Here is a 15,520-nt window from a genome sequence, read left to right as displayed (position 1 = left end):
TCATACTTCATATCCCATTTCCGTCACCCTCCGCGAAGGCGGAGGGTCCATAAATGGTAAATTCAACACCAAAATCATAAATAAAAATTCATATCAGTACATTGCAACTTATAAAAAAGAGAAGGTTATATTCTGATAAACACCAATTCTCACCAAAAGGGGTGGAGAACACACGAATAATGAGGTTATGAGAATCACAACTAAAATGATAAAAAATGGACCCTTCGTCTTCGCGTAAGGTGACGGATTGTTTCTTCATTACCATCAAACCTTTTGTAAAGCACGTCTTCCTAATTATTCAAGCGATGAAATTCTTTAATTTGATCTGATTTTAATAATAGAAAAAACACGGTACTCTATGTTGGCGTTTTCAGTGATCTGATCTGTTGTAATTATAAACACAACAATAAAACAGTGATTTAAACCATGTCAAACTCAAATAATTCATTAAAAACTATTGCTGCAATCTGCATTGGTAACGCCATGGAATGGTATGATTTCATGATTTTCAACTTCATGCTCTTGTTTATCGCTCATGCGTATTTCCCCAATCAAAATCGTATCACTTCTTTACTGGCAACTATGGCAAGTTCTGGTGTTGCGTTGGTAGTCAGACCTTTAGGTGGCGTATTATTAGGGATATGGGCTGACAAACATGGTCATCATAAAGCGCTCATGTTGGTTTTTAACCTAATGGCATTCGCCACTATCCTCATTACTTTTACTCCGTCTTTTGCACACATAGGAATTTGGGCTACTGTGTTGATTGTTGGTGCTCGGTTAATTCAGGGAATGGCTACTGGCGCGGAGTTTGGCATAGCCAGTTCCCTGCTGAATCAAATGGCTCCTGAAGATAAAAAAGGACTGTACACTTCCTTTCAAATGGTGGGGCAATTATTAGCAGTGCTGTTTGGATCGTCTATTTGTTTTTTTCTGACATTAACCTGCTCTAAAGAATTCCTATACGACTATGCCTGGCGGTTTCCTTTTGCTATTGGCCTGTTTATTTTGCCCATTGGCTGGTTGCTAAGGCGCCAGTTGCAGCGACAGAACATCTGGACTCCGAAAAAGGCCAGGCCATTAAGTTTATCCAGCATGATTATGCAACAAAAGCGTTTATTGGTTATTGGACTATGTCTTGTAATTGGTTGTACTGGATCGGTTTATACATTATTCAGTTACATGCCCACCTTTAGTAAATTGTATTTACATTTATCAATGACGGAAGCTTATCTGGGGCCGATGATCGGTATTTTAATCAGCATAATCACTATTCCTTTGTTTGGCGCCCTGTCGGATAGAGTAGGAAAAAAACCGATCTTACTCAGTTCTTTAGTGTTTTATATAAGCCTTATTTATCCATTACTGTCCCTGCTTAATCAGCATCCTGCCTTAAGTACCCTGATATTGGTTGAAAGTATTTTGGGTGTATTTATAGGGGCTTATTTTGGTGTAATGACCGCCTTATTGAGTGAACTGTTTCCCGTTCTTATACGATCCACGTGTCTGGCGATCAGCTATAATCTGGCGGTGATGCTTTTTGGCGGATTTGCTCCATTTATTATAACTGCATTAATTGAGAAGACTCATAATCCTATGATATTCACTTATTATTTAATGACAGCCGTGACTATCAGTTTATGTGCTGCTCTTGCTTATCAGGAGCCGGATAAATCCGAAGTAATGCACTCCGATCAATTAGTTACAATTTAAAAAGGAGAATTATGACACATCTCGACTGGTTAGCTAAACTGATTTCCTTTGATACTACTTCGCGTAATTCGAACTTATCACTCATTGAGTTTTTGGCTAATGCGTTTAATGATTATAAAATTAATCCTGTTTTGATCCACGACAGTAAAGAACCCAAAGCCAATTTGTTAGCTACGCTGCCTGGTAAGAACGGCAGGATGAATGGTGGGCTTGTTTTGTCTGGTCATACCGATGTTGTTCCTGTTGATGGGCAAAGTTGGGACAGTAATCCATTTCAGGCCACCATTAAGGAGAACCGCGTTTACGGACGTGGTGCTTGCGATATGAAAGGATTTATTGCCGTTGTAATGGCTTTAATACCGAAATTACAGAATATGAATTTTTCTTTTCCTGTACATTTTGCCTTTTCCTATGATGAAGAAATCGGTTGTTTGGGTGCTCCTCATCTAATTGACAAAATTTTAGAACTGAATTACAAGCCAGATGCCTGTATCGTTGGCGAACCCACATCCATGCAACCGGTTGTTGGACATAAAGGCAAGCAATCTTACCGCTGCCAGATCCATGGTGTTGCAGCACATTCATCTTTGACTGATCAAGGTTCCAATGCAATTGAACATGCTGCAACAATGATCAGTTATTTGAGAGGCATTGCTACAGAGTTTAAAAATAAGGGCTTTCAGGATCCTTCATACGATGTACCCTATACCACCTTGACTACCAATCTGATTAAAGGCGGTAACTCCTATAATACGCTACCCAGTTTATGTGATTTTATTTTTGAATTTAGAAATCTGGCCGTAGATAATCCTGACACACTGCATCAAAAAATAGTTACTTTTGTTGATGAGCAATTAAGACCCGCTATGAAGCAGGAGCAGGCAGCGACTGATGTGAACCTGGAGACCATAGCAAAAGCCCCAGGTCTGGACACAAATCCATCAGAACCTATCGTTCAAGCAGCGCAAACCATTTGTCACAGCGATAAATTGCTAAAGGTTGCCTACGCTACAGAGGCTGGATTATTTCAACAAGCACGGATTCCAACTATAGTCTGTGGCCCTGGCAGTATTGAGCAGGCACATCGCGCGAATGAATATGTTGCCATTGAGCAATTGGAGTCTTGTGAGCAATTTATAGTCGATCTTCTTCAATCGCCATTTTTACAGAAAACGCAGTTTGATTAGTGATAAAGCAGTGTTGTTTTGTCAGATTATACAAGTACTTTTACAGGCTATTCACAAAGTTATGCACAGAATTTGTGGATAACCTGGACTTGAGTCAGGCTGATAATAAATAAAAATAAGTGTGATTTATCAATGAGTTAATTAAAACTTACATTACCTCTTGATCTTGATGATTAAATATGAATTTAATTTATCCACATCAGAACAATTCAATTATTCTATTAATTAGACAGTACGATTAAATGTTTTGTATCCGATTCAGCATGGTGTATTGTAATTTATTCTATCACGATTATAATGCATTTTTTTTGTTCAGAAGGGGTGGTCGTGCCTAAATTTATTTTTGTAACTGGAGCAACAGGATCTGGGAAATCAACAGTTTCCACTGAGATGGAGCTGTTGATAAAAGAACGGGGATTAAGTGTTGCCACTTTGAGCCTGGATCATTATTATCTTCCTAAAAGCAGGCTGGATCCGGATAAACCAAAGAATTTCGATGTTCCGGAAGCTTTGGAGCAAGAGTTGATCATCGAACATTTAATCGCTTTGGAAGCAGGAAAGACTATTGCAAGACCTACCTACGATATGGAGACCAGTGATCGCATTCCTGGTGGAGAAGTTGAATTTCCTCCGCAGGATGTAATTATAGTTGAAGGTATTTTCGCTGGAGAGTACTCGCGATACCTCAACAGGGATACAGAACAATTAAAGGTCTATTTACACTCCCCGCAATTAAATGATAACTACACCAGAAAAGAAGAGCGAGACAGTGTTATACGAAAGAAATCGCCTGAACACATTAAAGCAATGAAGTCCAATCAGATGTTGTGTCTTTTTAAATATGTCGCGCCACATATGACTACATCCCATATAGTAATTCATAATGAGTGGCAGCCTGCAGCCAGTTCGAGTGACAGTCGATCTAAAGTACCCATGATTATTGAGGATAAACTGGAACGACTAATGTCCTTTTTATCTTCAGCAGTCTCGTCTTCCTTGGTTTATTAACCTAGTGTAACAAACCATTCATATTCAAAGGACTGATTTATGAAAAAGCATTATGCTTTACGCACACTGACCCAAATTCCTGTGGGAATTTGGGTATTGGGTTTTGTCAGTATGTTGATGGATATTTCTTCTGAAATTATCCATAGCCTTTTACCCGTATTTATGGTGACTGCATTAGGCGCAAGTATGGCCACTATAGGACTTATAGAAGGTATTGCTGAAGCCACTGCAATGATTGTACGGGTGTTTTCAGGGGTATTAAGCGATTACCTGGGTAAAAGAAAGAACATTGTTTTATTAGGTTATAGTTTAAGCGCTTTGACCAAGCCATTATTTGCTTTGTCATCATCAGTAGGATTGGTTTTTGCTGCTCGTTTTATGGATAGAATAGGAAAGGGAATACGAGGAGCCCCTCGAGATGCTTTGGTTGCTGATTTGGCTCCAGCGCACTTGCGAGGCGCGTCTTTTGGTTTGCGGCAATCTCTGGATACTGTTGGCGCTCTGTTGGGGCCATTGCTTGCTTTTGGGTTGATGTTATTGTTTGCTAACAATTTCAGAGCTGTTTTTGCTTTCTCCATAATTCCTGCTTTAATTGCTGTTCTATTAATTGTACTCGGTGTTGAAGACGCTCAGTCACCTTCACCTTCTGAACGTGAATCGGCAAATCCGGTGGGTTTACATTATATAAAGCAGTTGCCAGAAGCGTACTGGTGGGTTTGTATTGTCGGCGGGGTAATTGCGCTGGCTCGTTTTAGTGAAGCTTTTCTGATTTTACGTGCCCTTCAGGGAGAAATGACTTTTGCTCTGGTGCCCGTGGTTTTAGTGGTGATGAATCTGGTATATACCTTGTCTGCCTATCCTGTTGGCTGGCTGGCAGATCGTACGCGACACGTTAATTTATTAACTTTAGGATTAATGGCTTTAATATCTGCTGATCTGATATTAGCTCTTGGTAATCAGTGGTATTTTGTTTTGATAGGTGCTGGTTTTTGGGGATTGCATATGGGGTTAACTCAGGGATTGCTTGCCGCGATGATTGCAGAAACATCCCCTCCTCATTTACGTGGAACCGCTTTTGGGGTTTTTAATTTATTGAGCGGCGTTGCTTTGCTTCTGGCAAGTCTTATTGCGGGGATATTATGGGATACACTTGGGGCTTCTTATACTTTTTGCGTTGGAGCTGCATTTTCTTTTATCGCATTAAGTGGTTTAGTGTATGTAAAATATAAATTTGTGTAATATTTTATCTCATTAATTGGGGAGATAATTTATATCTCGACCTTATTGATTGCCCAATTTACTTAAAGTATAATTTTTGATCTTTAGGTTCGCTGAGATTCAATAATGTCCAAAAATGCTCTTTTTAATTTAATTAATGCCAGAAAAAGTTTAGAGCACTTTAAAGTTCCAGATCATGTTCATCTATTGAAGCGTACCGATAGGTTAGGCACTGATTATTTCTTATTTGAATTACCTTTAGAGGATGATCCTGTTATTGGGGAGTACCGTTTAACCAGCCATCATCTTAGTGTTTATGCGGCTCCGATAAGCAAATTGGATTATAAAAGTCAGTATCATTATACGGCTTATTTTGAAAAGGGAGGCAATCAGTACCGATTACATGTTTATTTTGATTCTCGGGATTATTATTTTACTTATCCCGCTTTTGCAGAAATTCTTGCAGAGAATGAATTTAAACCCATTAATTGTCGGGAACATGATGCAGCATTTACTCTGTTGGCTGACACCGCTACTCGAGAGCTTATTGCGACCTTAAGAGAGTCTCAGGCATTAGTTCTTAAATCATTGGAAACTCAATACGATGAGCTTGAAGCCAGGATTCTGGTTTTATCTCAAAATATACAACTAAATAAACCAGCCTATCTGAGTACTCTTCAACAGCAAATCGAATGTTTAAAACAAATAGCTCTCTATTCTAATAATCCTTCATTAATAGATCGTAAAATTAATTGGTTACGTATTACTGAAACCAATATCGAGTCAATGGTGTTTCCTAATGAACGGGATGAAGAGGCTACTTCCAGCGAAGAAGATTCAAAAGCTGAAAAAATTGAACGTAAATCAACCAAAGCTAAAAAAGGCACGGGTTATCAAGCGACCCATTTTAAAAGTCATGCTGCTAAAAAATCCCTGACTACAGAGGTTGGCCATAAAGAGTGTTTTTCAACGCTGATTCAGCAGTTAAATTCGCGTGCTGTTCAATGCCAATCTGTTAGTGATGAAATACTGGTGAATCAAGTAGAGAAACTCTACCTTGATGCCTTAGGTCTTGAGTGGGTTTTGGAAACCAAACATCATTATGAAGTGACTCTAAAGGACCTAAACGATATAAGCGTGCTTCAAAACAAGATTAAGCGATTGGGTATAGGTTTATTGCAAAGAACGTTGATTAGAGAACACTATGAGTCGGCAGCTAAATTAACATCCTTTTATAAGATGTTACCGGAAAGTATCGTTTTATTTTCATTACAAAACTATAATGATAAATTACTGGACTTTTTACTTAAAAATCAAATTTTCCCACATAATTTTAGAAACTTTACCCTTGGGAAAGTAGAGTACCCATCTATAGTTGATTATTGTTTCAGAAATTCGACAACCGAGGTAAGGACGTTGAATTGCCTTGATATACTCGTTAAAAATGGGATTTCCTTGTTGGATGTAGAAAGCAGTTCAGGGTTACCCTTTGCAGCAATTCTGCTTCTGAGCCCCAGTCATCCTCTGCGAGAAGTATTGGAACATAATGCCGACCTTACCATTAACAATCCTTTGTTCTATAAACAATTGAATCAGGTTCTTCGTCTGATATCCGCCAAATCGACTTGTTCTTCTGATCGCAGGGTAGAGATAAACACGTTAATAACGTCAAATCTGAGAAAAATTGAATTGTTAAAAAATCATATTCATGTAAGTGAATCCGAGAACGTGCCGCACTATCTTGAAGAAATGCTTGGTGAACAAATGATAAAGCAACTTCGAGATGATCCTCAAATTCGCTATTATCAAAGTTCAATTGAAGAAAGGGCGACGCTGTTAATTCGAAAATTACCCCGTATTCATCACAAAGCGATCTTGGGTTTAACACATGTGAATTTTGAATTAATTGGTAATTCTTTAAATAGAATTCAGAACTTCGCACAAGCACCTTCATTTGATGAAATTCAAAGGGATGTAGTGAAACAGCAAATTCTTATATTAGAGTTATTTGATCTTAGAGATGAATTTGTTGATAAAGAAGCATTACTTGATGGCGTCATTAGACATCAACGTAAACCTACCAGAGATCAAAAGAAAATAATAGCTCGTGTAAAGGAAATCTCGAAAAGAATAGGCGAAATCCAGGACTTAATTGTGGTGCCTGAGAATGATTCAAAACAGGCGATGCAAGATAAGAGCGCAAATGCATTATTGGATATTGCTAAAGCGATTAAAGGCGTGAACCAATTCTTTTCTGTTGCGGCTAAAGCATCGTCTGAGTCTGGTTCTTCATCATCAACGGTTGATGTATCTCAGACTTTTATCGCTTTTTGGGGAGCGATTGAAAGCACACGACCCGATCAGTCCTCAAGCAGTTCAGATGATGACAATGATCAGAACAATAACTGTAGGATATCCTGATTATTGAATAACAGATTATTAATTGACTGAAGGATATGGGAACATATGGAGCGGTGTACCGTTTATTATTAGCGTAATTGGCACCCGCAGTATGTAAATAGACACCTATCCTCAGTAATTTATATTGCAAAAATGGACAAGTTTTCATAGGATTAAAAATATAGTTGATTGGTTAATAATCAGGAAGAATATTATGCCAGATAAAAATCCTTATGTTTCTGTCTAAAATGAATAACCAATTTATTGGGATTTTCCTGGTTCTGCTAACGCTGATCATCTTGTTGATCATTTATACATTTACAACACCGATTCCTCAATCGAATAGTTATCATCATTTTGCTGACCAGCGTACCCTAATAGGAATTCCTAATTTTTTGAACGTTACTTCAAATATACTCTTTATATTAGTCAGTATTCTAGGATTAAGATCACTAAGACACCAATGGACTACTCTGGGCAGGGAGGGAGTAGTTTATTTAATACTATTTATTGGTGTTTTTCTCATTGGGATTGGATCGGCTTATTATCATTGGTCTCCGAATAATGAGAGGTTAGTTTGGGATAGAATTCCTATAACTATTGTTTTTATGTCCTTGTTGTCCTTTTTGATCATGACCAGAGTTAATTCTAACGTGGGATTTCGCTTATTAATACCGCTCATAATGTTGGGGATTTATTCGGTATTATACTGGCATTGGACTGAGGGATTAGGTCGTGGTGATATCCGATTATATGGTTTCGTACAATTCTATACGATGTTTTTACTTGGATTAATTCTGCTTTTTTTTCCCAAACCTTATCCGCAAACAAAAGCATTTATAGGCATGTTGGTGTTTTACCTATTTGCCAAGATTACCGAACATTACGACCTTGTGATATATAAATTAAATGGGCAGATTAGTGGGCATACTTTAAAACATGTATTCGCAGCATTAGGTGTTTATTTTGTAGTTATTATTTTAAATTCATCTTCTACAAGTAAATACAGTTAACCTTAAGCTATAATATTAACAATATGTTGTTGATAATATTAAGGAAAAAAACCGATGACATCGATTAAGTCCCATAATCCTATGGCCTGGTATTGGAAACCATTCTTTTGGTTTGCCGTTGCATTTAAATTTCTTATTAAATTAGGCCTTTGGTTATGGGGTACATTAGCGATATATTACTCCAATCTGCCTTGGGTTTCATTGAGAATTAGTCTTGCGATAGTATTTGCCGTATTTGCCATATGGAGTTTATGGTTCACTCATAAGTCACGAACACTAATTGTATTTGGACTTATTTACCTTGGTCTTATTGGTTGGTGGGTAAGCATAAAACCCTTGGAATATCGAAATTGGCGACCCGAAGTAGCTGTTATGCCAAGAGCTGTCATCGATGGAGATAAAGTACACCTTATTAATGTTCGTAATTTTGATTATAAAAGTAGAAATGATTTTACTGTACGATATGAAGATCGTGATGTCGATGTCTCACATTTGATTGGATTAGACCTCTTTATTTCTTATTGGATGCCTGGCCCAATTGGACATACTTTCGTAAGCTTTATATTTAACAATGCTCCACCTGTAAGTATTTCTATTGAAACCCGACCAGAGGTTGGTGAAAGTTTTTCACCTATTGCTTCGCTTTTTAAACAATTTGAGCTAATTTATGTTGTTGGCGATGAACGCGATCTTGTTCGTGTACGCACGAATTATAGAGGTGAGAAAACCTATCTATACCACATTAACATTTCTCCTGAGAATGCGCGCAAACTCTTTATGATTTACCTTGCGAGAATCAACGAACTTGCTGAACGAGCTGAGTTCTACCATTTGCTCAGTAATAGTTGCACCATCAATATTATACGGTATGCAAATAAAGCTGGAAGAGTGGGCAGAGTAAACCTTAAGCACTACTTAAATGGTTGGATTGACAGTTATCTCTATGACAATGGTTGGCTCAATACTTCATTGCCGTTTGACGTTTTACGCAAACGTTCGCAAATTAACCAAGCGGCTGAAGATGCAAATAATAGTGATGATTTTTCGAAACGTATTCGTTCTTCATTGCCGCCAGGTATTTGATAACAAGCGACTGGCTTAGAGAAAAATAACTGCTAGACTTAATTTGAGGGTTAGCTATGGATGCAACTTATGTCAATAAAATCAGGGAACAAGCCAACACCCAAAGATAAACCCATTCTTATTGATTTGGCATTACAAGGTGGTGGTGCCCATGGTGCTTTTACATGGGGAGTTCTTGACCGTCTTCTTGAAGAACCAAAGGTATTAATTGAAGGCATATCTGGAACCTCGGCGGGCTCGATGAATGCAGCTGTTCTAGCGAGTGGTTATGCTCATGGTGGCGCTGAGGGCGCGCGAAAGGCCTTAACTGAATTTTGGCATCAAGTTTCCGAGGCTGCGCGTTTTAGTCCATTTCAAAGAGGTCTATTGGATATTCTTTCTGGAAATTGGACCATGGATTACTCCCCTTTATTTACTCTATTTGATTTGTCCTCTCGTCTATTTTCTCCTTACGATCTAAACCCAACTAATCTTAATCCTTTGCGGGATATTCTAACTCAGAATATTGATTTTTTAGCCTTGGTACAATCACCTATAAAATTGTTTATTACAGCAACCAATGTTAAAACGGGCAGGGGTAAAGTCTTCAGAAATGGTGAAATAACTGAGGATGTTTTATTGGCATCTGCGTGTTTACCTTTGATGTTTCAAGCGATCGAGATTGATGGCGAGGCATATTGGGATGGCGGTTATACCGGGAATCCGACAATAACTCCATTAGTTCAAGAATGTAAATCGAGTGATACTGTGTTGGTACAGATCAATCCTGTTGAACGACCCGATACCCCCAAAACTGCCCGTGATATTCTGAATCGACTTAATGAAGTTGCATTCAATGCACCATTGATGAAAGAGCTTCGTATGATAGCTTTATTAAGACGAACGGCTTGTTCTGATTCTTCAGAAGGGGAGCGTTGGGCTAAAATGCGTATTCATCGCATTAGCAGCTCAAAAATGGTCGAATTAGGATATTCTTCTAAATTGAATGCGGAATGGCCCTTTCTTTGTATGCTTTTTGATGAGGGAAGAAGCGCTGCAGACCTCTTTTTGACAGTTCATGGAAAAGCGCTTAATAAACATTCTACATTGGATTTAGATTCGTTGCTTTAATGTTGTTTTACTATGACCTGTTCTTACTTGATGTTCCAGGGTCTTTTTAGCAAGAAGCAGATTATTGATTATTGGATTATTAAACGAATGAACGGGTTATTGTATTGAGACCAATAACCCGTTTGTTGAAGGAACCATCTCAATGAAACTTAAGACACTGAGTTCAAATTTTTAAATTGGCATGACCGTTGAATCAGAGCTCTCTGACTCAGATGATTGGCATCGATCCTGATAGAAATACTTAAGTTCATCAAGCAGCTCACCCAAGCTGGCAGAGTCATAACGTTTTGTTAGAGCTTGTTCAGTTAACCGTTTGTATTCTTCTATATGAGTATCGTATTCATCAGTCAGATCAGTATCATTAATATGTTCATATTCCTTGATTTTGATTAATAAATCATCGATATCTACCTTGATTTTATTGAATTCCTTTTTTGTACCATAAACAGGAGCAGCTTTAGGCTTTTGCCATTCATATAACAGAATTAACAAAATGACACTTATGGGAATCAATGAGATTAATCCTAAATAAGCCATTGAGTTCGAAGAATAATCTGGAGGCGTATATCGTTCTGGACATATCTGGTGATTTGCATCACAGATTGGTTCGGTCAGGGTCGATGATGTTGGTGCGAATAGTGTAGGATAGTGATGATAAGTGGTTTGCGATGGCATTGATTTTAATGGAGGTGTTTCAGGTTTTGGGGGAAGAGCCAGCGATTCTGGAGCACTGGGCCCGATTCGTCCTTGCTTGACATGTTGATTTTTAACCCATTGATGCATGGTTCCCATAAGCTTGTCCAATTCTTGCGTCTGTCCTGCAATCATCTCGAAGGAGGTGTCTTTTATTCTTGGTTCGTTGAGATGAGTGAGTACCTGGTTAACCTGGCCTTTAAGTGCCTTGTTTGTTTTTAGCAGATCAGAACTGCTGGAGGGAAATTGAGATAAAGTATCATGATTTTTTCTAAATGTTTGCAGTTTTTCCTGTTCTGAAGTGAACAGTCGCTTCCATACAGATAAATCCTGTTCTTGCTGTATGGCTTTATGATACGCCTGGGTATTATCCTGAAGAATAGCATCAATATGTTGCGACGATTCATCGATAAAAACATCAATTTGATTGAGCAAGGAGAGCATTTGCTCTTTAAATTGATGGATTGTATAGACTTCTCCTGCCTGTCCCAATAGATCCATGATTTGAGCGACTACTTTTTGAAATCTATCAAGCTCATCCAAATCTGAAATGGCGCTGGCATAATGAGTTAAAATGTCCTCATCCATGGAAATCAATTGAAAATTAGGACAATTTTTTAATTGTTCCATCGTTAAGTGAAGGACTGGTGCTGAATCTGCAACCAATTCTGTAGATTGTTTGCCGCAGTTTTTTGCAGCCTGTGTGGGATAAGCTTTGGCGTCAGCAATTTGTTCCAGATTAAAATCATAGGGGTGGGGATTAACGGGATTTATATTGAGGGCGAAATGTAAAATTCTATTTCTGTCCGTAGATAATTTTTTAATGGTTTTTGATAATTCTCCAAGACGTTCTCTGAGTAACTGAGATTCTACTAAGTGGGTTAAATGGGGGTGAATTTTATTATCAATCACACCTCGAAAATTAGCCAGAAACAAACGATCGGAACCTTCCAGGGGCGAAATATTTTTTTCAATGGTTCGTAAGTAATGAGTGAGGGCCTCTAATTGATCTTGAACTTGCTGGATGTTGGTATTTTGACTTAATCCTTTAAGTATGTTGTTTACATCCAGAAGAACAAAATTCATGGGTTGATTTAAATGTTCTGAAGGCAGCTCCTGATTTCTTAACAGAAGATAGTCTCCTACATTTTGCATCAAATCATATAAGGATGGCCACTGCAGACGTTGGGAATCAATGGGTTGTACATGAAAATCATCACGGGTTAATACTTGGCGCGTTTTGAACGAGTCGGAATAAAACCATGCATGCTCATAGATATTAACCAGCGCCTGGTCCGTTTCAGCAAACCACGAGCTGGGGTTGGCCAAATAATCCGGATGTATTCCTGATTTTGCGCGAATCGATAAAACCCATTCACGAAAGTTTAATTCCTGCTCTGTATAACACGATTCAGAGTGAAGCCAAAATCGTGATTTATTTGGAATTGGTCTATATGATGCCAAATGTTCCTTCTTTTCCTTTCCCATACTTCTCACTCCTTGAGAAAGCAAATAACCCTAAGGATATTGCCTGGTTTATGATAGGTTGTTTTACAGCCTGGTAAGAATATCTATAACCAACTAGGTTATTTTTATACCAATTAATTTGATAACATTCTTTTATTTAATAAGCAATAGTTCTTAAGTTGGCAAACTCTCTGTAGTCACAAAACAATTAGAAGAAAGTAATCAGAGGTATCGAGGGGCTGTTGAAATGTCAACAGCCCCTGGTTTGAATTTTCAATTTTTTTAAGAAGTGTAAACTATTCTGGATGCTCTGCAGCCATGTTTTCTTAGCTTTTTATGCCGCTGGAGCCATCTCATTAATATGTTCTTCTATGCTATTTATTTTAATAGAGCTATCTGTAGAGAAGAAAGTAAATTTACCTTTGTTCAAAGCAATATCAATAGATGCAGCAAATGCATAACCTATTCCGGCAGTTAGAACAATTGCCAGAATATTAAGAAGAATTTTGTTAAATCCTCTATGTTGATCAAGTTCAAGTCTTGCTGTTTTAATAAATCCTTCACAATTTTGTTTAAATTCTTTATGCCTTGCCGTTGATAATTCACCAGAAAAATATTTTTCTCCTTCAGCTTTTAAAGCTGTATGAAGTCGGTGCGCCGCAATAATGGCTTTCTTGCATTCCGGTTTTCCTGCCATGTCTGAAATTTTTTGCAGTAATAATCCAATGCTTTTATTATAGTTTTCTTCTGCTTTACCAGGAACTCTTGGTTGTTGAACATTGAGCGTTTTTATATTATCTGGATTATATGTGTCTTCAGGAGCTGGGTTATATCTATCTTCATTATCTAGGTTGCATATACCTGTATGAGATGGCTTATATCTATCTTTCCACTGTTCAATGATTTTTTCAATTAAGTCACCATCAACGTTTCCAAAGTCAAATGTATCTCCTAATAGACCTAGCGTATCTAGTGAAGCAATTATACGTTGATCGAAGGTAGTTATCTCTCTTTCATTACGCTGACACTTTAGAGCCTTTTCAACCAAGGTTAAACTCCCAGCCAGATTCATATCAGTAATAAAAGTACTAATTTTTGTAGAGTTAGAGTTGGTTTGAATAAAAGCAATCATTTTCATACCAGAGTGGAGTGTAATAGCTAAATTAGGCATATCAAGTTAACCTCGTTTTGTTTATAAAATGCACAAGCATTTTTTTGCGACATTATATAACACTTTGTGCCAAATGCAAACAATGGTTCTGGAGGTTGGTTTAACTGGCTTTCTGGTTAATTAACTATTCGTTCGCGCATTACAGTATTGTTAAAGAACCTAAAGCCTGGCTTCCCTGGAATTACGAAAGCACTTTGGCTTCATTAGGATCAATACAAGCTGCATGAGAAACAGGTAAGCAGTCCTCCGGTAATCCCGGTTTCACTGGATGACCTTGCGCCAATAAAATCATTAACTCGCAGGCGCGAAGGCTAACTGAAGCACTGAGGGGTATAGCCTCTTGAATTTAATGAGGCTATAGGCTAACTAATGGCGCTGTCATCAGTCACGCACGTTTGCTGAAAGCCCAGTTAAGTTGCACATCAATCTTGCCTTCCACAGTCACAGGTTTTTTGTTAAATTAGGATTTTTGATTTTTATGGATTTGCTATGCCATCATTTGATATTGTGTCTGAAATAAATGAAGTTGAATTACGGAATGCCGTAGATAATGCTACACGTGAAGTGGGAACTCGTTTTGATTTTCGTGGTGTTGAGGCAACAATTGATCTTAAAGAACTAACTGTTACCTTGCGATCCGAATCGGATTTTCAGGTACGGCAACTGGAAGATTTATTTCGCACTCATTGCACCAAGCGTAATCTGTCTACTGCTGGAGTTGATATCGAAGATGAGCCTGTTCATATTGGTAAATTTTATTCTCTAAACATGACTTTTAAGCAAGGAATCGATCAACCTGCAGCCAAAGAGATTATAAAATACATAAAAGAAAGCAAGGCGAAAGTTCAAACATCCATTCAAGGTGAAAAAATTCGGGTCACAGGGAAAAAACGTGATGATCTTCAGGATACAATCGCATTATTAAAAAAATCAGATATTGAATTACCACTGCAGTTTGAAAATTTTCGTGATTAATCATTTTAATTCGAGGTATTGTCATGTGGGAGTGTTTCCAGTGCGCAGGCAGCTCGCTTACCCGTCTTTGCGAGCAACGCGAAGCAATCCAGAGCGGAGCCTGATTGGGGATGTGTACTGGATTGCTTCACTTCGTTCGCAAAGACGGACGTTTATTTTGATACAAGGTCGAAGGTTTAAAGGTTACTAAAAATACCCGTCTTTGCGAGCAACGCGAAGCAATCCAGAACGTAGCCTGATTGGGGATGTGTACTGGATTGCTTCACGTCGTTCGCAAAGACGGACGTTTATTTTGATACGACGTTGAAGGTTTAAACGGTACTAAAAATACCCGTCTTTGCGAGCATCGCGAAGCAATCCACAACGTAGCCTGATTGGGGATGTGATCTGGATTGCTTCACTTCGTTCGCAAAGACGGACGTTTATTTTGATACAACGTTGAAGGTTTAAATGATACTAAAAATACCCGTCTTTGCGAGCAA

At 38.2% G+C, this 15,520-nt stretch carries 11 protein-coding genes; 9 read left to right on the top strand and 2 right to left on the bottom strand.

Annotated features, from left to right (window positions below; genetic code table 11):
• The first annotated feature begins 426 nt into the window (after nt 1–426).
• The 8 genes from Lqua_RS16510 to Lqua_RS16475 all read left to right on the top strand — a co-directional run bounded on the left by Lqua_RS16510 (nt 427) and on the right by Lqua_RS16475 (nt 10,732).
• Nucleotides 427–1,713 carry an MFS transporter gene (locus Lqua_RS16510; protein WP_058475383.1) on the top strand — a complete coding sequence of 429 codons (1,287 nt, stop codon included), beginning with the start codon at nt 427–429 and terminating at the stop codon, nt 1,711–1,713.
• Between the two features lie 11 nt (nt 1,714–1,724).
• On the top strand, nt 1,725–2,900 hold the full coding sequence (gene argE, locus Lqua_RS16505; RefSeq protein WP_058475382.1) for an acetylornithine deacetylase: 1,176 nt from the start codon (nt 1,725–1,727) through the stop codon (nt 2,898–2,900).
• A gap of 327 nt (nt 2,901–3,227) precedes the next feature.
• Nucleotides 3,228–3,908 (top strand): nucleoside/nucleotide kinase family protein, encoded by a 681-nt coding sequence (locus tag Lqua_RS16500; RefSeq protein WP_058475438.1) that lies wholly within the window; start codon nt 3,228–3,230, stop codon nt 3,906–3,908.
• A 39-nt stretch (nt 3,909–3,947) separates the two neighbouring features.
• A complete protein-coding gene (locus Lqua_RS16495) occupies nt 3,948–5,147 on the top strand; it encodes an MFS transporter (RefSeq protein ID WP_058475381.1) in 1,200 nt (399 codons plus the stop codon).
• A 105-nt stretch (nt 5,148–5,252) separates the two neighbouring features.
• The gene (locus Lqua_RS16490) at nt 5,253–7,547 is read left to right on the top strand and encodes a hypothetical protein (RefSeq protein ID WP_058475380.1); all 2,295 of its coding nucleotides are present in this window, start codon (nt 5,253–5,255) and stop codon (nt 7,545–7,547) included.
• A gap of 212 nt (nt 7,548–7,759) precedes the next feature.
• Nucleotides 7,760–8,539 carry a ceramidase domain-containing protein gene (locus tag Lqua_RS16485; RefSeq protein ID WP_058475379.1) on the top strand — a complete coding sequence of 260 codons (780 nt, stop codon included), beginning with the start codon at nt 7,760–7,762 and terminating at the stop codon, nt 8,537–8,539.
• 54 nt (nt 8,540–8,593) lie between these two features.
• A complete protein-coding gene (locus Lqua_RS16480; RefSeq protein ID WP_058475378.1) occupies nt 8,594–9,622 on the top strand; it encodes an Lnb N-terminal periplasmic domain-containing protein in 1,029 nt (342 codons plus the stop codon).
• Between the two features lie 69 nt (nt 9,623–9,691).
• Nucleotides 9,692–10,732, top strand: coding sequence for a patatin-like phospholipase family protein (locus tag Lqua_RS16475; protein WP_058475377.1), 1,041 nt, complete (start codon nt 9,692–9,694; stop codon nt 10,730–10,732).
• A 171-nt stretch (nt 10,733–10,903) separates the two neighbouring features.
• Here the strand turns inward: Lqua_RS16475 and Lqua_RS16470 are convergent, their stop codons facing one another.
• Together Lqua_RS16470 and Lqua_RS16465 are read right to left on the bottom strand one after the other, a co-directional pair.
• On the bottom strand, nt 10,904–12,913 hold the full coding sequence (locus tag Lqua_RS16470; protein ID WP_058475376.1) for a hypothetical protein: 2,010 nt from the start codon (nt 12,911–12,913) through the stop codon (nt 10,904–10,906).
• 313 nt (nt 12,914–13,226) lie between these two features.
• The gene (locus Lqua_RS16465; protein WP_133141107.1) at nt 13,227–14,063 is read right to left on the bottom strand and encodes a hypothetical protein; all 837 of its coding nucleotides are present in this window, start codon (nt 14,061–14,063) and stop codon (nt 13,227–13,229) included.
• 489 nt (nt 14,064–14,552) lie between these two features.
• Here Lqua_RS16465 and Lqua_RS16460 point away from each other — a divergent pair, with 489 nt between their 5' ends.
• Entirely contained in the window at nt 14,553–15,038 is a 486-nt protein-coding gene (locus tag Lqua_RS16460) for a YajQ family cyclic di-GMP-binding protein (protein ID WP_058475374.1), read from the top strand.
• Nucleotides 15,039–15,520: the final 482 nt, after the last annotated feature.

The organism is Legionella quateirensis (genome assembly GCF_001467955.1).
GTDB classification, from domain to species: Bacteria; Pseudomonadota; Gammaproteobacteria; order Legionellales; family Legionellaceae; genus Legionella; species Legionella quateirensis.
The sequence above is the reverse complement of the archived record's forward strand: the minus strand, read 5'-3'. Positions and strand labels throughout refer to the sequence as shown.

Excerpts from the sequence above, each read along its gene's own strand:
- Lqua_RS16510 (WP_058475383.1), top strand. The coding sequence starts at position 427 with ATGTCAAACTCAAATAATTCATTAAAAACTATTGCTGCAATCTGCATT.
- argE (WP_058475382.1), top strand. The coding sequence starts at position 1,725 with ATGACACATCTCGACTGGTTAGCTAAACTGATTTCCTTTGATACTACT.
- Lqua_RS16495 (WP_058475381.1), top strand. The coding sequence starts at position 3,948 with ATGAAAAAGCATTATGCTTTACGCACACTGACCCAAATTCCTGTGGGA.
- Lqua_RS16490 (WP_058475380.1), top strand. The coding sequence starts at position 5,253 with ATGTCCAAAAATGCTCTTTTTAATTTAATTAATGCCAGAAAAAGTTTA.
- Lqua_RS16485 (WP_058475379.1), top strand. The coding sequence starts at position 7,760 with ATGTTTCTGTCTAAAATGAATAACCAATTTATTGGGATTTTCCTGGTT.
- Lqua_RS16480 (WP_058475378.1), top strand. The coding sequence starts at position 8,594 with ATGACATCGATTAAGTCCCATAATCCTATGGCCTGGTATTGGAAACCA.
- Lqua_RS16475 (WP_058475377.1), top strand. The coding sequence starts at position 9,692 with ATGTCAATAAAATCAGGGAACAAGCCAACACCCAAAGATAAACCCATT.
- Lqua_RS16470 (WP_058475376.1), bottom strand. The coding sequence starts at position 12,913 with ATGGGAAAGGAAAAGAAGGAACATTTGGCATCATATAGACCAATTCCA.
- Lqua_RS16465 (WP_133141107.1), bottom strand. The coding sequence starts at position 14,063 with ATGCCTAATTTAGCTATTACACTCCACTCTGGTATGAAAATGATTGCT.
- Lqua_RS16460 (WP_058475374.1), top strand. The coding sequence starts at position 14,553 with ATGCCATCATTTGATATTGTGTCTGAAATAAATGAAGTTGAATTACGG.